The 20,105-nt window shown below is 62.3% G+C and carries 24 protein-coding genes; 16 read left to right on the forward strand and 8 right to left on the reverse strand.

Features of this window, described 5'->3' with window-relative positions; all coding sequences use genetic code 11:
• The first annotated feature begins 77 nt into the window (after window positions 1–77).
• The 4 genes from M2281_RS24960 to M2281_RS24975 all read left to right on the forward strand — a co-directional run bounded on the left by M2281_RS24960 (window position 78) and on the right by M2281_RS24975 (window position 3,484).
• The gene (locus M2281_RS24960; protein WP_280823976.1) at window positions 78–827 is read left to right on the forward strand and encodes an ABC transporter permease; all 750 of its coding nucleotides are present in this window, start codon (window positions 78–80) and stop codon (window positions 825–827) included.
• Complete coding sequence (locus M2281_RS24965; RefSeq protein WP_425537802.1) at window positions 796–1,557, forward strand: ABC transporter ATP-binding protein; 762 nt, start codon at window positions 796–798, stop codon at window positions 1,555–1,557. Before M2281_RS24960 ends, M2281_RS24965 begins: the two co-directional genes overlap by 32 nt.
• Entirely contained in the window at window positions 1,554–2,525 is a 972-nt protein-coding gene (locus M2281_RS24970) for a quinoprotein relay system zinc metallohydrolase 2 (protein WP_280823910.1), read from the forward strand. Before M2281_RS24965 ends, M2281_RS24970 begins: the two co-directional genes overlap by 4 nt.
• A gap of 98 nt (window positions 2,526–2,623) precedes the next feature.
• Entirely contained in the window at window positions 2,624–3,484 is an 861-nt protein-coding gene (locus M2281_RS24975; protein WP_280823911.1) for a quinoprotein dehydrogenase-associated SoxYZ-like carrier, read from the forward strand.
• 19 nt (window positions 3,485–3,503) lie between these two features.
• Here the strand turns inward: M2281_RS24975 and M2281_RS24980 are convergent, their stop codons facing one another.
• A complete protein-coding gene (locus tag M2281_RS24980) occupies window positions 3,504–3,848 on the reverse strand; it encodes a hypothetical protein (protein WP_280823912.1) in 345 nt (114 codons plus the stop codon).
• A 725-nt stretch (window positions 3,849–4,573) separates the two neighbouring features.
• Here M2281_RS24980 and M2281_RS24985 point away from each other — a divergent pair.
• From M2281_RS24985 to pqqE, 9 genes are all read left to right on the forward strand, one after another.
• Window positions 4,574–6,469 carry a methanol/ethanol family PQQ-dependent dehydrogenase gene (locus tag M2281_RS24985; protein ID WP_280823913.1) on the forward strand — a complete coding sequence of 632 codons (1,896 nt, stop codon included), beginning with the start codon at window positions 4,574–4,576 and terminating at the stop codon, window positions 6,467–6,469.
• Between the two features lie 180 nt (window positions 6,470–6,649).
• Window positions 6,650–7,171: a c-type cytochrome, methanol metabolism-related gene (locus M2281_RS24990; RefSeq protein ID WP_280823914.1), complete on the forward strand. Its 522-nt coding sequence runs from the start codon at window positions 6,650–6,652 to the stop codon at window positions 7,169–7,171.
• Complete coding sequence (locus M2281_RS24995; protein ID WP_280823915.1) at window positions 7,171–8,034, forward strand: substrate-binding domain-containing protein; 864 nt, start codon at window positions 7,171–7,173, stop codon at window positions 8,032–8,034. Before M2281_RS24990 ends, M2281_RS24995 begins: the two co-directional genes overlap by 1 nt.
• Window positions 8,035–8,117: 83 nt before the next feature.
• Entirely contained in the window at window positions 8,118–8,657 is a 540-nt protein-coding gene (locus tag M2281_RS25000; RefSeq protein WP_280823977.1) for a PQQ-dependent catabolism-associated CXXCW motif protein, read from the forward strand.
• Between the two features lie 178 nt (window positions 8,658–8,835).
• Window positions 8,836–8,931 carry a pyrroloquinoline quinone precursor peptide PqqA gene (locus M2281_RS25005; protein WP_106725802.1) on the forward strand — a complete coding sequence of 32 codons (96 nt, stop codon included), beginning with the start codon at window positions 8,836–8,838 and terminating at the stop codon, window positions 8,929–8,931.
• Between the two features lie 135 nt (window positions 8,932–9,066).
• Complete coding sequence (gene pqqB / locus M2281_RS25010; protein WP_280823916.1) at window positions 9,067–10,005, forward strand: pyrroloquinoline quinone biosynthesis protein PqqB; 939 nt, start codon at window positions 9,067–9,069, stop codon at window positions 10,003–10,005.
• The gene (pqqC, locus tag M2281_RS25015) at window positions 10,002–10,757 is read left to right on the forward strand and encodes a pyrroloquinoline-quinone synthase PqqC (protein ID WP_280823917.1); all 756 of its coding nucleotides are present in this window, start codon (window positions 10,002–10,004) and stop codon (window positions 10,755–10,757) included. Before pqqB ends, pqqC begins: the two co-directional genes overlap by 4 nt.
• On the forward strand, window positions 10,757–11,053 hold the full coding sequence (gene pqqD, locus M2281_RS25020) for a pyrroloquinoline quinone biosynthesis peptide chaperone PqqD (protein WP_280823918.1): 297 nt from the start codon (window positions 10,757–10,759) through the stop codon (window positions 11,051–11,053). Before pqqC ends, pqqD begins: the two co-directional genes overlap by 1 nt.
• Window positions 11,050–12,171: a pyrroloquinoline quinone biosynthesis protein PqqE gene (gene pqqE, locus M2281_RS25025; protein WP_280823919.1), complete on the forward strand. Its 1,122-nt coding sequence runs from the start codon at window positions 11,050–11,052 to the stop codon at window positions 12,169–12,171. Before pqqD ends, pqqE begins: the two co-directional genes overlap by 4 nt.
• An 8-nt stretch (window positions 12,172–12,179) precedes the next feature.
• On the opposite strand, the gene M2281_RS25030 is transcribed toward pqqE, so the two are convergent.
• From M2281_RS25030 to M2281_RS25045, 4 genes are all read right to left on the reverse strand, one after another.
• Window positions 12,180–12,821: an MBL fold metallo-hydrolase gene (locus tag M2281_RS25030; protein ID WP_280823978.1), complete on the reverse strand. Its 642-nt coding sequence runs from the start codon at window positions 12,819–12,821 to the stop codon at window positions 12,180–12,182.
• Window positions 12,822–12,963: 142 nt separating this feature from the next.
• Window positions 12,964–13,251 (reverse strand): hypothetical protein, encoded by a 288-nt coding sequence (locus tag M2281_RS25035; RefSeq protein ID WP_280823920.1) that lies wholly within the window; start codon window positions 13,249–13,251, stop codon window positions 12,964–12,966.
• Window positions 13,252–13,404: 153 nt separating this feature from the next.
• Window positions 13,405–14,298, reverse strand: a complete 894-nt coding sequence (locus M2281_RS25040) for a branched-chain amino acid aminotransferase (protein ID WP_280823921.1) — start codon at window positions 14,296–14,298, stop codon at window positions 13,405–13,407.
• 42 nt (window positions 14,299–14,340) lie between these two features.
• Window positions 14,341–14,553 (reverse strand): hypothetical protein, encoded by a 213-nt coding sequence (locus tag M2281_RS25045; protein ID WP_280823922.1) that lies wholly within the window; start codon window positions 14,551–14,553, stop codon window positions 14,341–14,343.
• Here M2281_RS25045 and M2281_RS25050 point away from each other — a divergent pair.
• The 3 genes from M2281_RS25050 to M2281_RS25060 all read left to right on the forward strand — a co-directional run bounded on the left by M2281_RS25050 (window position 14,552) and on the right by M2281_RS25060 (window position 17,535).
• Window positions 14,552–15,085 carry a MarR family winged helix-turn-helix transcriptional regulator gene (locus M2281_RS25050; protein ID WP_280823923.1) on the forward strand — a complete coding sequence of 178 codons (534 nt, stop codon included), beginning with the start codon at window positions 14,552–14,554 and terminating at the stop codon, window positions 15,083–15,085. The genes M2281_RS25045 and M2281_RS25050 overlap by 2 nt on opposite strands.
• Window positions 15,072–15,791, forward strand: a complete 720-nt coding sequence (locus M2281_RS25055; protein WP_280823924.1) for a response regulator transcription factor — start codon at window positions 15,072–15,074, stop codon at window positions 15,789–15,791. The genes M2281_RS25050 and M2281_RS25055 overlap by 14 nt, the downstream gene beginning before the upstream one ends.
• Window positions 15,792–16,239: 448 nt before the next feature.
• A complete protein-coding gene (locus tag M2281_RS25060) occupies window positions 16,240–17,535 on the forward strand; it encodes an ATP-binding protein (RefSeq protein ID WP_280823979.1) in 1,296 nt (431 codons plus the stop codon).
• A 35-nt stretch (window positions 17,536–17,570) separates the two neighbouring features.
• Here the strand turns inward: M2281_RS25060 and M2281_RS25065 are convergent, their stop codons facing one another.
• The 3 genes from M2281_RS25065 to M2281_RS25075 form a co-directional block, all read right to left on the reverse strand.
• Window positions 17,571–18,743 (reverse strand): TMEM43 family protein, encoded by a 1,173-nt coding sequence (locus M2281_RS25065; RefSeq protein ID WP_280823925.1) that lies wholly within the window; start codon window positions 18,741–18,743, stop codon window positions 17,571–17,573.
• Between the two features lie 204 nt (window positions 18,744–18,947).
• A complete protein-coding gene (locus tag M2281_RS25070) occupies window positions 18,948–19,307 on the reverse strand; it encodes a tRNA-binding protein (protein ID WP_280823926.1) in 360 nt (119 codons plus the stop codon).
• A gap of 12 nt (window positions 19,308–19,319) precedes the next feature.
• On the reverse strand, window positions 19,320–19,820 hold the full coding sequence (locus tag M2281_RS25075) for a YbjN domain-containing protein (protein ID WP_280823927.1): 501 nt from the start codon (window positions 19,818–19,820) through the stop codon (window positions 19,320–19,322).
• Window positions 19,821–20,105: the final 285 nt, after the last annotated feature.

Consider the following 20,105-nt stretch of genomic DNA (forward strand, 5'->3'; position numbering starts at 1 on the left):
ACCTCGAGCACCAAGACCGGGCCCGCGACATCGAGCCGCTGACCGAGGCGCCGCCGCGTCGGCGCGCGTTTTCCGCGATGGCACCGGCACTTACCGTCATCGTCTCGCTCGCTGGGCTCTATCTGCTGTGGAGCATTGCCGCCTCGCTCTGGCCGAGCCGTGCTTTCCCGCACCCAAACCAGGTGTGGGCGGTGCTGGTGCAGGACACGCTCAACGGGGAGCTGCCCTACAACCTAGCCATCACGCTTGCCCGCGTCATTGCGGCCTTCGTGGTGGCGATGGTGATCGGTTCGGTCATCGGCATCCTGCTTGGCACCCACAGGCGCGCCGACCAGTTCTTCAATCCCTGGGTCGTGCTGTTCCTCAACATCCCGGCGCTGGTCATCATCGTGCTCGCCTATATCTGGTTCGGGCTCAACGAGGTGGCGGCCATCGGCGCGGTCGCAGTCAACAAGATCCCCAATGTCGTGGTGACGATGCGCGAGGGCGCGCGGGCGCTCGATCCGCGCTATGCCGAAATGGCCAAGGTCTACCGCTTCAGCGCCTACGACCGCCTGCGGCATATCCTGCTGCCGCAGCTGCAGCCTTATTTCGCCGCGTCGGCCCGCACCGGCATAGCGCTGATCTGGAAGATCGTTCTGGTGGTGGAGTTGCTCGGCCGCTCCAATGGCGTCGGCTTCCAGATCCATCTCTATTTCCAGCTCTTCGACGTCGCTGCGATCCTCGCCTACACGCTGGCCTTCGTGGCGGTGATGCTTTTCATCGAACTTCTTATGGTGCAGCCCTTTGAACGATATGCAACCCGTTGGCGCCGCCGCGCCGCTTAGAGTGGACATCGCCGATAAGACCTTCCGCTCGTCGGAGGGCGTGTCGGTGACGGCGTTGAAGAACCTGGCCTTTGAGGTGCGGCAGGGCGAATTCGCCTGCCTGATCGGGCCCTCCGGCTGCGGCAAGACGACGACGCTGCGCATCCTTTTGGGGCTCGATACCGATTTTTCGGGCTCGTTCCAGCTGCCGGGAAGCGACCACAGCCGCATCGCCGCCGTGTTCCAGGAGCCGACGCTGCTGCCCTGGCGCACCGTCGAGGAGAATGTGCGGCTGGCGCTGCCGAAAACCATGCGCCACACCGATCTCACCCGGCTGTTCGACAGCCTTGGCCTGTCGCAGATGCGCGAGCTCTACCCATCCGAACTGTCGCTCGGCCTTGCCCGCCGCGTGGCGCTGGCCCGCGCCTTTGCCATCGGGCCTAGCGTTCTGTTCCTGGACGAGCCCTTCGTCTCGATCGACGATCAGACGGCCGAGCGGCTGCGCTACCTCGTGCTTTCGGTCTGGTCGGCGCGGCCAACCACCGCGCTGATGGTCACGCACAACATTCGCGAGGCGCTGATGCTGTCCGACCGCATCATCCTGCTTTCGGCACGCCCGGCGCATGCGCTGGGCTATTTCGACATCCGCATTCCGCGCGAGAGGCGCAACCCGCAGGTGATGAGCGATCTGGCGCGTTCCTTCCGCCAGAAATTCCCGGGCGTCATGCGCGCAGAGATGGGCTACCCATGACCATCCTGCTCGGCAGACGGCATGTCATCCAGGGCTTCGCCTGCATGGGCGTGACGACCGCGATGCTGCCCTGCTGCGGCGGATACTGGATGCGGGCGTCGGCTGCGGCGCGCGATTTCTCGCTGGGCGAGATCGCCGATGGCATATACGCCTTCTCCGGCGCCTATGAGCTGATGACGCCTACCAACCAGGGCGCCATCTGCAATCTCGGCCTAATCGTCGGCAACGATGCTGTTGCCCTCATCGACAGCGGCGGCAGCATTGCGGAAGCGCAGGAGTTCCTGGCCGCCGTGCGCAGGATCACCGACAAGCCGATCCGCTACCTGATCAACACCCACATGCACCCGGACCACATCTTCGGCAACGCGGTGTTCCGGGAGGCAGGCGCGACCATCGTCGGCCACCACAATCTGCCACGCGCGCTGGAGGCTCGCGGCAGCTACTACCTGCAAAGCTATCGCGAGCAGCTCGGCGACGAGCTGATGAAGGGCATCGAGATCATATCGCCGACAGTGCTGGTGGACGACCGGCTGGAGCTCGATCTCGGCGGCCGCAGCATCGAGCTGCGCGCCTGGAAACCAGCCCATACCGACAACGACGTGACCGTCTTCGACAAGGCCACGCGAACGCTGTTTGCCGGCGACCTCGTGTTCATGGGGCACCTGCCGACGCTCGACGGCTCGTTCCTGGGCTGGATGCGGCAGATGAGCGAGCTTGCGGCAGTCGACGCCGCGCGCGTGGTGCCGGGCCACGGCCCAGCCTCCGCCGGCTGGCCCGACGCGCTGCAAACGGAACAGCACTATTTCGAGGCGCTGGCCGCCGATCTGAGGAAGTCGATCGCCGCGGGCGTACCGCTCAGCGAGGCGGTGAAAACGGCCGGGCAAAGTGCGCACGACGGCTGGTCGCTGTTCGACGATTTCAACGGGCGAAACGCCACGGCGGCCTATGCGGAACTCGAATGGGAATGAGGCTCGAAGCAACGGGAAGTTTGCCATGGCAACGCCGCGGGACTATCATCCAAAGCAGCCTGGGCACCACCTGTAACGTTTCGGTGGAGGAGGCACATATGTCAGATTCATCCCACATTGTTCGGCGTACCAAGCTTCGCAACACGGCGGCGGCGCTGCTGCTTGCGGCTGCCGCAATAAGCGGGTCCGCCACTCTCACGCGCGCCGAAACCGCCGACGCACCTTCCAACGAGACCTGGAACGGTCTCAAGACCGATGTCTTCGCCAACCGGCCGATCAAGGACAATGAAGGCCTCATCAGCATCGAGGCGCCCAAGCGGGCGCAGGATGCCGCGCTCGTGCCCGTCGACATCCGCATCGATCCGGCCAAAGCTCCCGATGGGGTCAAGGCGATCACGCTCATCATCGACGTGAACCCCTCGCCCGTGGCGGCGACCTTCAAGTTCGGCGACAATTCGGGCGTCACGCATCTATCGACCCGCGTTCGCGTCAACGACTACTCCTTCGTGCGGGCGATCGCCGAAACGCAAGGCGGCGAGCTCTACATGACCGAAACCTTCGTCAAGGCTTCGGGCGGATGCTCTGCGCCGGCGGTGAAGAACCAGGACGAAGCCAAGGCCACGATGGGCCAGATGAAGCTGCGCCAGTTTGCGGCGAAGGACTCGACCGATGGCCGGTCGCCGGAGTTGCAGCTGATGATCCGGCACCCGAACAATTCCGGCCTGCAGCGCGATCCGCAGACCCAGCTTTTCATCCCGCCGCACTTCATCCACGAAATATCGGTGATGCAGGGCGACCGGAAGATCTTCAGCATGGAAGGCGGTATCTCGATCTCCGAGGACCCGAATTTCCGCTTCGACTACCATCCTGATGGCAAGAACCCGATTCGGGTCGAAGCCACAGATACTGACGGCAACAAGTTCCAGGATCAGTGGCCGCTCGAAACCGCCAAGCTGTAGGTTTCACAAGCTAGAGGTTTCAGAAGCAGCGGACATCCGCCTCGGCCTGGGCGCGGCGGAGTTCCGCGGCCGCTGTCTTGGCCGGCGCGCTCTCCTTGAACAGGCTGCTGTACGGGCCCGTTGTCTGGGCCATGCGCCTGAAGGTTTCGGCCGCTACATAGTCATCATAGGGAACGATCGAGGCGATGACGTCGATGGAGCAGGAGCAGCGCTCCAGCATGTCATGCGTTTGGCCATTGGAACCCATGCAGCCGAGCACGTAATCGGCCCGAACTGAGGTCGGATAGTCGTTCGCGGCGCGTGATGGACAGGCGCTTGCGACGAGCAAGCCGGCGGCCAGGACAATCGGCAGTCTCGAAAACATCTTCAGCTCCTCCGATGGCACTTCTGGGCAAAAGTCAGCCACTTCGACAAGCGTGGCGCTGCAAGCCGAGATTGTCCAGTTGGCCGTTCGCTGCCGGCCATTTCAACCTGGCATATAGGACCAAAGGAGGATGCACCCTGACAGTCGCAAAGGCACTTCAGGGGCGCGTTTCAGCCCCGGCTCGCGCTTGTCCTCGCTACAATTCGCGCCATGACAAAAATCATGAAGCAATCGTCTTCTTCAGATTTTGAAAATATTCCGCAAATATGCCCTGCGGAGTCATAGCTTAAACTTAACTATCTTAATATGCCGTCGAAAACATTTCCATATTTCATCTCAGGCAATACACGATGTAGCAAAAATCACTTTTCCCATGGCGAGAAAGTTCAAAAAACCTTCAATTTCGTCCAACTTCTTCACGCATCCATGATATACTGCATTGCAGCATAAATTATACTGCAACGCAACATTTTGAGGGGGCTTTATGCTTGCCTTGCCTAGGGTAATGACATAGCCTTTTGATGTTTCCGGCTTCAAGGACGTCACCGTCATTAGGGAGCGGCGACTGTCTTTCGTAGGCCGAGTGAGGTGGGCGGTATAGGTGCCCTCTGCTCACCTGGCTTAGGTCGTGACACGCTGCCGGAAATACTTCCCCGCTAATGGATAGCTCGATGCCCGCGTGGGCGAAACGGCTCAATCCTGATGTGAACCCCGGGAGGATTGCAATGCGTGTACTCAAGAAAGCCGCCTGCCTTCCACTGGCCGTAGCGCTGCTCACCGGCGCATCGGTTTACGGAGCGTGGGCGAATGATGACTTGGAAAAGCTTGCTGCTAACCCGTCCAACTGGGCAATGCCCACGGGCGACTATGCCAATACCCGATATTCGAAGCTGAAACAGATCACCGCCGAAAATGTGAAGAACCTCCAGGTCAAGTGGATGTTCTCCACCGGCGTGCTGCGCGGTCATGAAGGCGGACCGTTGATCATCGGCGACGTGATGTATGTGACGACCCCATTCCCGAACATCGTCTACGCGCTCGATCTCAACCATGACGGCAAGATACTGTGGAAGTACGAGCCCAAGCAGGATCCGAACGTCATCCCGATCATGTGCTGCGACACGGTCAACCGCGGCGTGGCCTATGGCGATGGCAAGATCATCCTGAACCAGGCCGACACCACCATTACCGCGCTCGATGCCAAGACCGGCCAGATGCTCTGGCAAGCCAAGAACGGTGAATCGACCACCGGCTCCAAGGGCGAATCCGGAACCAACGCGCCTATGGTCGTGAAAGACAAGGTGATCGTCGGCATATCCGGCGGCGAATTCGGCGTCCGCAGCCACGTGACCGCCTACAATCTGAAGGACGGCTCGGTAGCTTGGCGTGCCTATTCGATGGGGCCGGATTCCGACACGCTTGTCGACGAAAAGACCACCCAGCTTGGCAAGCCGGTAGGACCGGACTCCAGCCTCAAGACCTGGGAAGGCGAGCAGTGGAAGACCGGCGGCGGCGGAACCTGGGGATGGTACTCCTATGATCCGAAGCTGAACCTGATCTACTACGGCAGCGGCAACCCCTCGACCTGGAACCCCGTGCAACGGCCCGGCGACAATCGCTGGTCGATGACCATCTTCGCCCGCGATGCCGACACCGGCGTGGCCAAGTGGGTCTACCAGATGACCCCGCACGACGAGTGGGACTATGACGGCGTCAACGAGATGATCCTCGTCGACAACATGGAGGTCAACGGCAAGAAGCACGACGTTCTGGTGCACTTCGACCGTAACGGCTTCGCCTACACGCTCGACCGCAAGGACGGCTCGCTTCTGGTTGCCAAGAAGTACGACCCGGCCGTGAATTGGGCGACCGAAGTCAATATGGACCCCAAGAGCGACCAGTATGGACGCCCGCAGGTCGTGGCCAAGTACTCGACCCAGCAGAATGGCGAAGACACCAACACGACCGGCGTCTGCCCGGCGGCCCTCGGTACCAAGGACCAGCAGCCGGCAGCCTATTCGCCGAAGGATGGCCTGTTCTTCGTGCCAACCAACCATGTCTGCATGGACTATGAGCCCTATCGCGTGAGCTACACCGCCGGCCAACCCTTCGTGGGCGCCACCGTATCGATGTATCCCGCGCCGGGTGGCAACGACATGGGTGCCTTCATCGCCTGGGATGCAGCCAAGGGCAAGATCGTCTGGTCGAAGCCCGAGCTGTTCTCGGTGTGGTCGGGTGCGCTGGCAACTGCCGGTGACGTCGTCTTCTACGGCACGCTGGAAGGCTACCTGAAGGCTGTCGATAAGAACGGCAAGGAACTCTACAAGTTCAAGACGCCGTCCGGCATCATCGGCAACATCACCACCTTCGAGCACAAGGGCAAGCAGTACATCGCCGTTTACTCCGGCGTCGGCGGTTGGGCCGGCATCGGCCTGGCCGGCGGCCTGCTGCAGCCGAAGAACGCCGCCGCGTGGCATGGCGCCGTCGATCAGGGTCGCAAGCAAGGGACCGAATCCGAGAGCGTCGGCACAGCCGGCCTCGGCGCGGTTGGCGGCTATGCCGGGCTTGCAGACTACACGACGCTCGGCGGTCAGCTGACCGTGTTCGGCCTGCCGGAATGATCGGCTTGGAAAACGCAGTCAATGCCGTCCTACGGGACGCCAGATGAAAGAGCGGGGGCCCGGAACGCATCGTCGATCCGCTCCGGGCCCCCGTTGTTGCAGTTCAAACCCCAAGCCAAGTCGCAATCGTTCCGTCTCGAAGCCGTTTTGGTTGCGGCGCGTCAAGACATGAGGTCCTGAATGTTTGTTCGCATTGTACTCTCGGCTATGGCCATCTCCTTCCTGCCGGTGGCAAGCGCCGCGCTGGCCGACGACGCGGAAAAGGCCAAGGCCGTTTCCCAGGAAGACGGCAAGTATCTCGACGCGGACGGAAACCCCACCTTCAAGATCCAGCCCGACGGAACCGTCGACTGGTACACTTTCAGCGGCTTTCGCCGCTTCAACTCCGATTGCCATGTCTGCCACGGGCCTGACGGCGTTGGCTCGACCTATGCGCCGGCCCTCGTCGATTCCCTGAAGACCATGGATTACCCGACCTTCCTGTCGATCGTTGCCGAAGGCCGCAAGAACCTCAGCGCCGGCAATGAGAAGGTCATGCCCGCGTTCGGCGACAACAAGAACGTCTATTGCTACCTGGACGACCTCTACGTCTATCTGCGCGCCCGGGCTGTCGGCGATCTGCCGCGTGGCCGTCCGGAAAAGCACGAGCAGAAGTCCCAGACGGCCAAGGACCACGAAAACCAGTGCATGGGTGGGACGTGATGGCGAACCGCAGGCATGGAAAACTCCATAGCATCCTGGCGACCCTTGCGCTGACGATCGCCCTGCCCGCTTCGGCGCTGTCGCAGGGCGCGGGTCTGGGCGCGGCCGGCGAACTGGTCGATCCCGACGTGCTGCGTGTCTGCGCCGACCCCTCGAACCTGCCATTCAGCAATCAGAGCGGCGAAGGCTTCGAAAACAAGCTGGCCGAGATGGTGGCCGCCAAGCTCGGGCGCAAATCAATCCGCTACACCTGGTATCCGATGGTCACCGGCTTCGTGCGCAACACGCTGGGCGCCAATCGCTGCGATGTCATCATGGGGTTCGCCCAGGGTGACGACCTGGTGCAGAACACTAACCCCTATTACCGGTCGACGTACGCGCTGGTCTACAAGAAGGGCGGCGACCTCGACGGGGTAGAGACGATCGAGGATCCGAAGCTGGTCGGCAAGAAGATCGGCGTCGTCGGCGGGACGCCGCCGGCCGCCAACATGGCCGAAGCCAAGCTGCTGAAGACCGCCAAGGCCTATCCGCTGTTGATCGACACGCGCATCTCCCCCTCCATGGGCCAAGTGATGGTCAAGGATCTGCTCGACGGCGTCATCGACGTTGCGATCATCTGGGGGCCGATGGCCGGCTACTACGCCCACAAGGCTAATTCCGATCTCGCCGTGGTGCCGCTGGTCAAGGAGAATACCGGCTCGCGGATGACCTATCGCATCACCATGGGCGTTCGCCCCTCCGACCAGGAGTGGAAGCGCACGCTGAACAAGTTCATCCAGGAGAACCAGGGCGACATCAACAAGCTGCTGCTGGAATACAACGTGCCCCTGCTCGACGAGCAGGACAAGCCGATCACGCAATAGCAACGGGAGTTGGAAGGTTGCCGGCAGGCGGCCGGGCGGGGTCGGAACAAAGTGCCGGAGAGACGATGAAGCGAAAGGAGATGATGGTGCTGCTCGTCGCGGGCATTCTCGGTTCGACTGGGGTCACGGCCTTCGCCGGCGGCGTACCCGAGCCCTCCGGCTATCGCACGGACGACTATCGCGCGCCGACGCCGGACACGTTGAAGGGTGCGCGCGTGGTGACGACGGATGAGGCTGAGGCGCTTTGGCACGACAAGAAGGCGGTGTTCTTCGATGTCATGCCGGGCACGCCCAAGCCAGCCAATCTGCCCGCAGGCACGATCTGGCGCGATAAGGTCAGAAAGGACATTCCCGGCAGTATCTGGCTCGCCAATGTCGGTTACGGAGAGCTCAACCAAAAACAGGAGGATTTTTTTCAAGATTCTTTGATCAAATACACTGGCAATGACCGGTCGCGCGCCATACTTTTTTACTGCATGACCGATTGCTGGATGTCGTGGAACGCAGCCAGACGCGCCCTTGGGTGGGGCTATACATCGGTCCTCTGGTATCCTCTCGGCTCAGACGGCTGGGAGACGGCGGGCCTACCGCTCGAGGAAAAGCGGCCACTGTTCGCTCCATGACATGGGTTTTCGAAAGGTCGGCTTTTTGGCGACCAAACCTTTGTTTTAATTGTTGTTTCATGACAGTCCCTTTCATTTGTCCATTTCGCGATGGACGGGCCATTGCAGAAGGTGCCACCGCAATGGTTGACGTGTGAGACCCGGCCTTCTTCGGAAGGTCGGCCAACAGGAGAAGATCATGAAGAAGAACTGGACCAAGCCAAGCATGTGCCAGGTCGCCGCGGGCATGGAGATTTCGCGGTATCTGCCGGCTGAGATCACTCCCAAGAAGTAAGCCGCGAGGGGCGCGTGCTTATCCAGCCGGTGAGCACGCGCCCGAAGCGCTTACCGCACAAATTCGATCGGTTTTGAGCTGCTTCCGCAGGGCGTGGAGGGTGTGGCCTCGAAAACCTTCGCAACGGATTCTGCAATGCGCGTGAAAATCGTCGGGTCGGCGGCGGGCGGCGGTTTCCCGCAGTGGAACTGCAATTACTATTTGAGCCGCGCAGCGCGCGCGGGGACCATTGGCGTATGGCCGCGCACGCAGTCCAGCCTTGCGGTCTCGGCCGATGGCCTGGGCTGGGTGCTCTTCAATACCTCCCCCGACATCCGCCAGCAAATCGCCAGCACGCCCGAGTTGCAGCCGCAGCTTGGGGATGGCCCACGCAACACGCCGATCCGCGCCGTGGTGCTGACCAATGCCGATGTCGATCATATCGCCGGCCTGCTCAGCCTGCGCGAGCGTGAGCCCTTTGCCATCTACGCCACCGAGCGCGTGCTCTCCACCTTGCAGGCCAATTCCATCTTCAACGTGCTCGACGCCGCCATCGTGCCGCGACGGCAGCTGATGGAAGGCGAAGAGATCGAGCTGGCTGACGCCGAGGACCGGCAGATCGGCATTCGCATCCTGCCGTTTTCGGTTCCCGGTAAGGTCGCGCTCTATCTTGAGGACGCGGCCCGGCCCGAAAACAATTACGGGTCAGAAAGCGGCGACACGATCGCCGTACGCATCGCCAGCAATGACGACTGCCACACTGCCTTCTACATTCCCGGCTGCGCGCGCATCGACCCTGGCCTACGCCAGCGGTTGGCCGGTGCCGACTGCCTGTTTTTCGACGGCACACTCTACACCGACGACGAGATGCTGCTTGCCGGCGTCGGCCCCAAGACCGGCCAGCGCATGGGGCATCTCGCCATGTCGGGCCGCGACGGCTCGATCAGCCAGCTCGCCGACGTGCCGATCGGCCGCCGCATCTTCGTGCACATCAACAACACCAACCCGGTGCTCGACGAAAGCTCGGTCGAGCATGAGACGGTCCGTGCTGCGGGTTGGGAAATCGGCCATGACGGGATGGAGATCGAGCTGTGACCGACTTTCATGAGGCGGCCTCTGGGGGCCTGACGCCAGCACAGCTCGAAGACGTGCTGCGCCAGGTTGGCGCCGAGCGCTACCACAACCGTCACCCCTTCCATCACCAGATGACGGCCGGCGCCCTGACCAAGGGTCAGATGCAGGCCTGGGCGCTCAATCGCTACTGCTATCAGGCCGCGATCCCGCGCAAGGACGCGACCATCATCGCCCGCGCCGAAGACCCCGCCTTCCGCGCCGAGTGGCGCAAGCGCGTCGAGGACCATGACGGCGACGACGGCTGGAACGGCGGCATCGCCAAATGGCTAAAACTCGCCACTGGGCTCGGCCTCCCCGCCGAAATGGTCAAGTGCGAGCGCTTGGCGCTTCCGGCCACGCGCTTTGCCGTCGGCGCCTACCTCTCCTTCTGCGCCAGCCGTTCCCTGCTCGAGGCCGTCGCGTCGTCGCTGACCGAGCTGTTCTCGCCCATCATCATCGGCGAGCGCGTGCCGGCGATCCTCGCCAAATACGACTACGTGACCAGGGACACGCTGGCCTATTTCGAGAAGCGCCCGGAACAGGCCTCGCGCGATTCCAATTTCGCGCTTGGCTATGTGCTGTTCCACGCCGACACGCCCGAGCGCCAGCAGGCGGCAATCGATGCACTTGTCTTCAAGTGCGACGTACTGTGGGCCATGCTCGATGCGCTGATGCACGCTTATTGCGAGCCCAGCCACATACCGCCGGGCGCCTTCCGGCCGGAGGCAAGCTGATGATGGCGCTGCGCGAAAGGAGTATCATATCGCCCGACGCAACCCCGTCGCTGCCGGGCCATGTCCGCATCCAGTACGATCCGGTGCGGCGGGCCTGGGCGGTGCTGTCGCCCGAAAAGGTGTTCTGGCCGAACGAAGTCAGCCTCGACATCCTGCGCCATTGCGACGGGCAGACCACGGTTGCCGGCATCATATCGGCGCTGGCGCTGGAATATGACGCCGCCGAGGAAGACGTCGCCGCCGACGTCACCGCCTTCCTCCAGGAGTGGACCGACAAGCTGCTGGTGAAGACATGAGCGAAGCTACCCTCTTCCCCCCGATCGGCATGCTGGCCGAGCTGACGCATCGCTGCCCGCTGCAGTGCCCCTATTGCTCGAATCCGGTGGAGCTACTGAAGGGGAACCGCGAGCTCGACACGCAGACCTGGACCCAGCTGTTCCGTCAGGCGGCTGATCTCGGCGTGCTGCAGGTGCATCTGTCGGGCGGCGAGCCGACAGTGCGCCGCGATCTGGAAGAGCTCGTCGACTGCCTCGCCATGCGCGGCGTCTACAGCAATCTCATCACCGCCGGCGTCAACATCACCGAAGAGCGCATCCGCGCGTTGGCGGAAGCCGGGCTCGACCATGTGCAGCTCAGCATCCAGGGCGCCCGCCCCGCCACAACCGAGCTCATCTCCCATCTCCACTCGGCCTACGAGCAGAAGCTGGAAACGGCGCGGCGCGTGCGCGCCGCCGGCCTGCCGCTGACCATCAACGCGCCGATCCATCGCCACAACATCGAGGAAGTGCCCGAATTCATCGAACTTGCGCTCTCGCTCGGCGCGGAGCGGCTCGAGATCGCCAATGTGCAGTATTCCGGCTGGGCACTGGTCAACCGCGACGCGCTGATGCCAAGCCGCGAGGCCGTCGAGAAGCAGATGGAAATCGTGGCTGCGGCGCAGGAGCGGTTGCGTGGCATCATGAACATCGACTTCGTCACGCCCGACTATTTTGCCACTTACCCGAAGCCCTGCATGGGCGGCTGGGCGCGTGACGCCTTCATGGTCGCGCCGGACGGCACGGTCCTGCCCTGCCACGCCGCGCAGACCATCCACTCGCTGACCTTCGAGCGCTTCGGCGAGCGCTCGCTGCGCGAGATCTGGACCGACTCGCCCGCCTTCAATGCCTTCCGCGGCACCGACTGGATGCAGGAGCCCTGCCGCAGTTGTGACAGGCGCGAGATCGATTGGGGCGGCTGCCGCTGCCAGGCCATGGCGATCGCGGGCGACCCTGCCGCCACCGATCCCGCCTGCATCAAGTCGCCCATCCATGCGCGCATGGGCATGCTGGTGGAAGACGCCCAGGCCGCCGCCAAGACGGACAAGGGTGCCGAGTTCATCTATCGCCGCATCGCGCAGGTACGGGAGCCGGTGTAAGCCCTCACCTACACCAAAAACGGATTGTTGCGGCGTTCCTCGCCGAAGCGACCGCCCGGCCCGTGACCGCAGATGAAGCCGATGTCATCGCCAAGCGGCAGCAGCTTTTCCTTGATCGAGCGGATCAGGGCCGCGTGGTCGCCGCCCGGCAGATCGGTGCGGCCAATCGAGCCGCTGAACAGCACGTCGCCGACATGGGCGAACTTCGCATCGCGATTGTAGTAGACGACATGGCCCGGCGCGTGGCCTGGGCAGTGCAGCACTTCGAACTTGTGGTCGCCGAAGGACACCACCTCGCCCTCGGTCAGGAAGCGGTCGGGCACGCAGTTGCGCACCGCGCCCGGCAGACCGAAGCGCTGTGCCTGCGCCTCGATATTGTCGAGCAGCATGCGATCGTCCTCATGCGGGCCGATGATGTCGACCCCGAGCGCGTCCTTCAGTTCCATCGCGCCGCCCGCATGGTCGATATGGCCGTGCGTCAGCCAGATCGCCGTGACCTTGATGCCGTTGGCCTCGATGGCGGCAAGGATGTTCTCGACATCGCCGCCGGGATCGACCACCACGCCCGTCTTGTCGTCGGCGTCGAACAGGATCGTGCAATTCTGCTGGAAGGGCGTGACCGGCACGATCCCTGCGTTGAGCTGGCCCATGATGTTCCTTTCCATTGTCCGGCGTTCATTTAGGCACGATTGCCCGCAAGGTCCATGTCGGGCGTGGTGAACGCTGTGGCCAATGAAAATGGGCGGCCGAAGCCGCCCATGGTCGAGAGAGGAAATCAGGTCGATTAGCGGCTCATGCGCTTTTCTTCATCGCTCCCATGACTGCGCCGACGATAGCCGTCAGAACGCCGCCGCCCACAAGGCCGCCGACCCCGTCGCCGAGAGCGCCCGACATGGCGCTAGCGACATTCGGATCGCTGAGAAGATTGGTGAGTATCTGACCACCGACCACACCGCCGATCGCACCCGAGATAACCTTTACTGCCGCACTCATCGCCGCCTGCTTGAGGGCGGCTCCGACGCCGAGACCACCAATGGCGCCGGTTACAAGTTGAATGATGATAGGGAGAAGCGCTTCCATATTACTATCCCTCCAACAGTAAGACGACTCGTAGGAGCCGATATCAGCATGAGACGCCGAATTTCAGGAAAGTCAAATATCTGAGTTTAAAATAGAAACGGGCGACCACTGGCCGCCCGTCTCATGCTCATCATATCTATTCGGAAGCTACTTTTACTCGGCAGCCTGCGCATGCTTGGGCTGCACGGCCGCCGCATAGTCCTCGAGCAGCGTCTTGCACATAGCGCCGGGCTGGAAGCGGTGCGGCCCGATCTCGGAGACCGGCGTCACCTCGGCCGCGCTGCCGGTGAGGAAGCACTCCTCGAAGCTATCCAGCTCCTCCGGCATGATGGCGCGCTCGGCCACTTCGATGCCGCGCGCCCGCGCGAGGTCGATCACCGTCTTGCGCGTGATGCCATTCAGGAAGCAGTCGGCCTTCGGCGTGTGCAGCTTGCCTTCCTTGACGAAGAAGATGTTGGCGCCGGTGGCTTCCGCCACTTGCCCGCGCCAGTCGAGCATCATCGCGTCGGAATAGCCCTTGGCCTCGGCCGCATGCTTGGAGATCGTGCAGATCATGTAAAGGCCCGACGCCTTGGCATGACAAGGCGCGGTGCGCGAATCAGGCCGGCGATATTCGGCCAGGTCGAGCCGGATGCCCTTCAGCTTCTGCTCCGGGCTGAAATAGCTCGGCCACTGCCAGATCCCGATGGCGCAGTTGATGCGATTGTTGGGCGCCGAAACGCCAAGCGAGTCGCTGCCGCGCCAGGCGATCGGCCGCACATAGGCGTTGCTAAAACCCTGCACTTGCAGGAGCTTGCGGCAGGCGTCGTCGATCTCGGCCACCGAATAGGGAATGGTGAAGCCCATGATGCGGGCCGATTCATGCAGGCGCTCGCTGTGCTCGGTCAGCTTGAAGATCTCGCCGCCATAGGCGCGCTCGCCTTCGAACACCGCACTTGCATAGTGCAGACCGTGGGTAAGTACGTGAATCTTGGCGTCGGCCCAATTGACGAACGCGCCGTTCATCCAGATGAAACCATCGAGCTGATCGAAGGGAACCGAAGACATAGAAAACCTCCGGCGGGTCCTGCCCGCACAAGTTCATTGTTGCTAATCGTTCGGGACCGGCCGCAAGGGCGGCTGGTAGCTTGAAGCGTGGGCCATTATGGGCAACAAGGCAGATTGCACGATATTCCAAGGAATACCGTCCAGACTTGCCATTTCGTTCGCATTTGCCCCCGAAAGCTTGGCAAAAATTACCACCGCCACTAAATATGTCAACAAGGCTGACATAATTTTTGAGAGCCCTGCAAGGAAAGCCATGACGGATCGCACCGGCACCGACGCCACCCCAATCAAGACCGCTATCACCAGCGAAGACGGCGTCGACCTGTCCATCATCGAACTTCTCTTCTTCGCTTATCGCGATTTCACCTCCGATCCGGACCAGATCCTGGCCGAATACGGCTTCGGCCGCGCCCATCACCGGGTGCTTCACTTCGTCAACCGCATGCCGGGTCTGACAGTAGCCGAGCTTCTGGACGTGCTGCAGATCACCAAGCAGAGCCTTGCGCGCGTGCTCAAGCAGCTGATCGACACCGGTCACATCACCCAGGTGCAGGGTGAGTATGACCGGCGCCAGCGCGAGCTCTATCCAACCGAAAAGGGTCGTTCGCTGGCCCTGGCCCTGGCGCGGCCACAGTCACGCCGCATCCGTGCTGCATTGGGGAGTTCTTCCGCGACCGAACGTGAGGGGATCGAACGGTTTCTGAAAGCGATGGTCAACCCCGATTTGAGAGCGCAGATTGACAAGCTGCCCGGAAACGCGTCAGGAAATGAAGATGGAAACGAATGATATTTCCGACAATCCAACTGTGCCGGACGACGACGCTCCGCACCTGTTGGTTGTCGACGATGATACCCGTATCCGTAATCTTCTTAAGCAGTATCTGAGCGAGAACGGTTTTCGCATCACCGTCGCCGGCAATGCAGCCGAGGCCCGGCGCAAACTGGCCGGCCTCGATTTCGACCTGCTCATTCTCGACGTCATGATGCCCGGCGAAAACGGCGTCGACCTCACAAAATCCCTGCGCACCGACAAGCAGGTGCCGATCCTGATGCTGACGGCGCTGTCGGAAACCGACAGCCGCATCGCCGGGCTCGAAGCGGGTGCCGACGACTACCTGCCAAAACCCTTCGACCCGCGCGAACTCATCCTGCGCATCAACAACATTCTGCGCCGCGGCGGCCCGGTCGCCACGCCCAAGGTCGAGCAGCTCGTATTCGGCCCCTACACCTTCCAGATCGCGCGCCGCGAATTGAAGAAGGCCGGCGAGCCGCTGAAGCTGACCGACCGCGAACAGGAAATCCTGGCGATCTTCGCCGAGCGCGCCGGCGAGACCATTCCGCGCCACGAACTGGTCGGCGGCGATTCCGAGGTTGGCGAGCGCACCATCGACGTGCAGATCAATCGCCTGAGGCGCAAAATCGAGCGCGACCCGTCCAACCCGGTCTGGCTGCAGACGGTCCGCGGCATCGGCTACAGGCTGAGCATCGAATAGCCAGAGCATGATCCCGAAAAGTTGCAGACTTTTCGGACAAGATCATGCTCCAAGAACGTCGGAAGGCGCGCTTCGACTGACGGAGAAATGCGCCCATCTGCGGCTTGGAGGTTCCGGTGTCCGGCCTATATAGAGCCTCTCACCCTTGCTCGGATGCGAGGCCGAGCAACGTGCTTGCAAAACGGGCGCGAAGAAATGAAGCTGCAGGCGTGTGCGACACGCCGCGCGGCTTTTCCTCTTTTTGCGCCCTGCCCTGCCTCGCATGTGGCATAGAGTGTTTCTCCGAGTAGCCGCCCGCCGGTTGCAAAACCGCCAGGCGATGGAAGCGCAGATGGCAACGACGGAATTGAACAGCCCCGAAGACGACAGCTTCGCCGCCCGCACGCGCCGCGCGGCCATTTCCGCGCGCCGCACCTGGCATCGCTTCTGGCGGCTGATCTCGCTCTATATGCCGAAGCGGCTCTATCCGCGCTCGCTCATCATCATCATCACGCCGATGATCCTGCTGCAGTCGGTGGTGGCCTTCGTCTTCATGGAGCGCCACTGGCAGACGGTGACCCTGCGCCTGTCGCAGGCGGTGACGCGCGACATCTCCGCCATCATCGACATGATCGAGACCTTCCCGCATGACGACGACTACGCCAACGTCATCCGCATCGCGCAGGACCGGCTGGCGCTGAAGGTCGACCTTCTGCCGCCCGACCCGCTGCCGCCGCCGGGCCCAAAGCCCTTCTTCTCCCTACTCGACCAGACGCTTTCGTCGGAGATCACCAAGCAGATCAACCGTCCTTTCTGGATCGACACGGTCGGCAACTCCAACATCGTCGAGGTGCGCGTCCAGCTCAAGGACAAGGTGCTGCGCGTCTTCGTGCGCCGTAGCCAGGCCTACGCCTCCAACACCCACATCTTCCTGATCTGGATGGTCGGCACCTCGCTGGTGCTCCTGGTCATCGCCATTCCGTTCCTGCGCAACCAGATCCGGCCGATCCTGCAGCTCGCCGAAGCCGCCGAGAGCTTCGGCAAGGGCCGCCCGATGCCGCGCGATTTCCGCCCGCGCGGCGCCGAGGAGGTGCGGCGCGCCGGCTTCGCCTTCATCCAAATGCGCGAGCGTATCGAGCGCCAGATCGACCAGCGCACGGCGATGCTCACCGGCGTCAGCCACGACCTGCGCACCATCCTCACCCGCTTCCGGCTGACGCTTGCCCTCTCCGGCAAGAAACCCGACCTCAAGGCATTGAACCAGGACATCGACGACATGCAGTCGATGCTCGAAGGCTATCTCGAATTCGCGCGCGGCGAGGCGGCGGAGGACCCGGGCCGCTTCGATCTCGAAGCCTTCTTCGAAAAGCTCAGCGAAGAGGCCAAGCTACGCCAGCGCAGCCTCGCAACCTCGCTGACGGGCGACAGCGTCATCCATGTGCGGCCGACCGCTTTCACGCGCCTGCTTTCCAACGTGGTTGGCAATGCCTTCCGCTATGCCGAGGAGGTGCGCGTCACCGCCACCCACACGCGCGGCTCGCTGACCGTGATCGTCGACGACAATGGCCCGGGCATACCGGAGGAAAAGCGCGAGGAAGTGTTCAAGCCGTTCGTGCGGCTGGACGAGGCCCGCAATCTGGATGCCAGCGGCACCGGGCTTGGCCTTGCCATCGCCCGCGACATCGCCCGCAGCCACGGCGGCGACATCATGCTCGAGCAGAGCCCGCTCGGCGGCCTCCGCGCCATAATCCGGGTGCCGGCCTAACCAGCACCCGGGGATTTCCAACTAAGCAAGACGGTTTATGCAGGGGCCACTGCAGCCTGCTTGCGCGCCTTGAAGAAGCGCAGCAGCGCAACCGTCAGGGCGACGCCCACTACGACGACCCCGATCGCCAGCAGCGGACGGTAGTAGAACCAGGCGATCGCGATCGTCACCGTGCCGACGATGATGGTGAAGAGGAAGGCCGCAAGCCCCGTCCCCAGCCGCGCGATGTCACCCAGGAACGGAATGACGTCAGCGATCACGCCGATCGGCTCCATGATCATGGCAAAGCCGATCATCAGCACGACCAGCCCGACGGCACGAAGGATCCAGCTGAGAATGTTGTTCTCGCTGACCGCGTTGGCGAACATCTTGTCGGCCGACACCTTGCCGCGCTCGACCAGCAAGAGCTCGTCGCCCGCCTTGGTCTGGTAGCCCTCGAAGCTGTTGCCGTATTGCTTGGCGATCACGCTGATGTCGCCGAGCGGCACCAGCTTGTAGCGGACACGATAGTCGCCCACGACCGGTTTCTTGGGATCGTTGCCGAGATAGATGCCGCCATCGGCCAGCGAGAGCTTGGCCGAGCCGGTATAGGCCGCCTCGATCGCGCCCTGCTGGGCCGACGAGACCTTCAGCGGTTCATCGCCGCCAACCTGGTCCAGCACGGCCTGGCCGAGCGCAAAGGCGCCCAGTTGGGCCTCCGAGACCTGCGACGTGCCAGATGAGATGTCCATCGACGGATTGTCGTGGTCTTGCGCAAACTCGAATTTCGAAGAATCGACCGCATCCTCGGACCAGTCGGTCGAATAGGTGTAGTTCGTAACGGTGTCTTCGCCGCCGCCGATATTCTTCTTGGTTTCGTGGCTGGTGGCCTCGTGCCACTGGTACATCTCGACCGTGCGCACGAGCCTTATGCCCTTGGCTTCGACGCCGAACTCTTCGTCCGTCGGCGTTTCGTCCGTCGTCACCGTGCCGCTGGTATGGACCAGCTTGCCGTCATTGGCAGCGCTGATCGCCTCGCTGGAAACCGTGACCACCGCGCTGGCCCCTTCGGCCAGCGAGCGCGCCGTGGTGACCGCGCGTCCTTCGTTCCAGAACAGAAGGACCACCGCGCCAACCACCAGCAGGACGCCTATCAGCGCACCGATCACCGATTGCTTGATGCGCTCGAACCACGACACGGATGTCGTCTTGGTAAAATTGTTGCTCAATTACTGCCCCCGACAGCAAGGCCGACAAAGGCCTGCCCAAATCCCCATTGCCCATCCGGTCCCCCGACCGGAGCCTGATGGGTAGCGCGAGGGCACTTGAGGAAGTGTGAATACAACCGGAACAAAGAGCGCCGCCGGGATGGCTGGCGCGCTCAAGCTGCTTGTTATCGGGTCTGCAAATCAGTTGGTCAGCCGGCGACTTGGCTAGTACAGCCGGCCGCCATCGGGCACGCGTCGCTCTATGGCGCCGAGAACGACATCCCCGTTCTCGTCCGGAAAGCCCATTGTCAGCACTTCCGACATGAACTTGCCGATCTGGCGCGGCGGGAAATTCACCACGGCAAACACTTGCCGCCCGATCAGCGTATCGATCGTGTAGTGTTTGGTGATCTGCGCCGACGATCTCTTCACGCCGATCTCTGGGCCGAAATCGATCTTCAGCTTGAACGCCGGCTTGCGCGCCTCGGGAAACGGCTCCGCCTCCACGATCGTGCCGGCGCGGATGTCGACACGGTCGAAATCGGCGAAGGTTATCTCAGGCTTTCGCTCGCTATGCGCAGTCATTTCCAAGCAGTCTCAGGCGTTGCCGCGGGTCTCGAACAGGACGCCCGCCAAAGCTTCCCTGGCAGAAGTACCCGACCAGACCACGAACTGGAAGGCCTGAAAATAGCATTCGCAGGCTTCCAGCGCGGAAGACAGCAGCACCTCGACCTGCTGGCTGGTCGGCTCGACCCCGCCAGCGAGAAGCAGCGACTGGCGGAACATGATCGCCCCTTCCTGCTCCCAGAGATCGAAATGGCCGAACAGCATCTGCTCGTTGATGAGCGACAAGAGCCGCATGATCTCGACGGCGCGCGACTCGGGAACCTTGATGTCGAAGGCGCAAGCCAAATGCAGCGCCTCGAAGTCTTCCATCCACGAGAAGGAGACGTGGTAGTCGGTCCAGGTGCCGGTGACGGAGATGGCAATCTCATCATCGCCGGTGCGCTCGAACGACCATTCGTTATTGTGGGCGACCTGTTCGATCACATCCACCGGGTGGATTTCGCGTGCAAATTCCAGTTCGACAAGTTCCATAAAATGCTTCCTGACGTTCTCGGAGCACAACTGAAGGCTCCGCGGGACGGGCACACGCGAACACACTATCTCTAGAAGTTTGGTCGGCAGGAAAGATCAGCATACAGGAACACTAGAACCGGACCCCCACCGCCCGGCGCATGACTCGGTTTCGAATCATGCAACAAATTCAGTGTATTGATGCGGATACGCGTTACCAGCCCCTTTTTACGGAAGAGGCGAATAGGGTGTGGAAACCGGCTGACTCAAAATTTTATGCAAGCCGGGTAAGCGATTCAGCCGAAA

Origin of the sequence: Pseudaminobacter soli (ex Li et al. 2025) (genome assembly GCF_029892515.1) — a bacterium.
Classification (GTDB): Bacteria; Pseudomonadota; Alphaproteobacteria; order Rhizobiales; family Rhizobiaceae; genus Pseudaminobacter; species Pseudaminobacter soli_A.